Here is a 1,524-nt window from a genome sequence, read left to right as displayed (position 1 = left end):
CCTTGTTCCAGTCGATGGTGCCGCGCTTGTAGCTCGCGGTGCCGAAGCCGAGCGAGCCCGAGAAGCTGTCTTCCAGCTTGGGCTTCTTGGTGATGAGGTTGATGTAGCCGGTCGGCGAGCTGCGGCCGACATCGGTACCGGAGGGCCCCTTGACCACTTCGACCTGCTCGATGTTGAAGACGTCGCGCGAGAACGAACCGAGGTCGCGGATGCCGTCCACGAAGATGCTGCTCGAGGCGTCGAAACCGCGCAAGAAGATCGAGTCGCCGGTGGTGGTGTTGCCGTTCTCGCCGAGGAAGAAGGCGCCCGCGCCCGGCGTGTTGCGCAGCGCTTCGGTCAGCGTGGTGGCGCCTTGCTCGCGCATCAGCGTTTCCGGAATCACCTGGATCACCTGCGGGATGTCGATCAGCGGCGCGGTGAACTTCGGATTGGCCGAGTTGTCGACCTTGAAGTCGGTCGCGGCGCTGTCTTCGACGCGCACTTCCTTGAGTGTGTTGGAGGAGGTCTGTGCGGCGGCAGGCAGGGTCAGTGCAAGCAGCGTGGCGGCAGYAGCACTGCCGAAGGGAGGCAGCGCGCGCGCGACGGCGTGCTTGCGGCTCTTGATGTAGGCCATGAAGGGTTCCCAGGTGAAAGCAAGGCTGAGAGCTCGACTGGCGGGTCCCGCGCAGCATCGGCAAGCGAGCGGCAGGATTGGCTGGGTGAGCTGATTCGCGGAAGCGCGAATTCAGTTAATGATAATCAATCGCAATACGTTTGTTCACACGGCGTTCATATTGAGAGACATTTGGGAGCCGAGAGCGGCGCTGTTGTGATGTCTGAGCAACGTGTTGGGCTCAATACACGTCGCGACGGTACCTGCCGCTTGCCAAAAGCTGTCCCATTGCCTTTTCCCCTACGATCTGCCGCAGCGCCGCATCGACGCCGCTCGCCATGCCCTGCAGGCTGCCGCAGACGTAGATCGCCGCATCGCGCGCGAGCCAGGCATGCACTTCGTCGTGAAGMTGAAGCAGGCGGTGCTGGACGTAGCGCCGCTCTGCCTGGTCGCGCGAAAACACCATGTCGAGTCGGACGCCGTTGCGCTGCCAGGCCTCGAGTTCGCTGCGGCAGAGATAATCGTGCGCCGCGTGGCGCTCGCCGAAGACCAGCCAGTTGTCCTGCCGGCCGAGCGCTGCGCGGGCTCGCAGATGGCCGCGCAGGCCGGCCAACCCGGTGCCATTTCCGATCAGGATCAGCGGCCGCCGCGCATTCTCGCAGAGGCGGAAATTGGGGTGCGGCCGCAGCCGCAGCGAGATCGTGTCGCCCGGGCTCAAGGTCGAGGTCAGCAGGCCCGAGCCGGCACCGAGGGTGCCGTCCGGGTGCTGTTCCTGGCGCACCAGCAGATGCAGTTCGCCGTCGGCGGGGATGGAGGCGATCGAATAGTCGCGCGGCCGCCCGGGATCGCTCGCCAGGCTGAGCTGGGCGATGTCGCCGGACTCCCAGTCGGGCGCCGGGGTGCGGGCCGGCGCGAAGGCCAGCAGATAGACC

At 65.6% G+C, this 1,524-nt stretch carries 1 protein-coding gene and 1 pseudogene; both read right to left on the bottom strand.

The window, feature by feature from the left end; translation table 11 throughout:
* Positions 1-613, bottom strand: a 613-nt coding sequence (locus AC1DY5_RS55190) for a TonB-dependent receptor plug domain-containing protein (RefSeq protein ID WP_478122624.1), incomplete at its 3' end; no start/stop codon positions are given.
* A 220-nt stretch (positions 614-833) separates the two neighbouring features.
* A pseudogene (locus AC1DY5_RS55185) lies at positions 834-1,524 on the bottom strand (sulfite reductase subunit alpha); the annotation flags it as partial.

The organism is Variovorax sp. P4_D9 (assembly GCF_056401695.1).
This window is presented reverse-complemented; position numbering and strand designations above follow the sequence as displayed.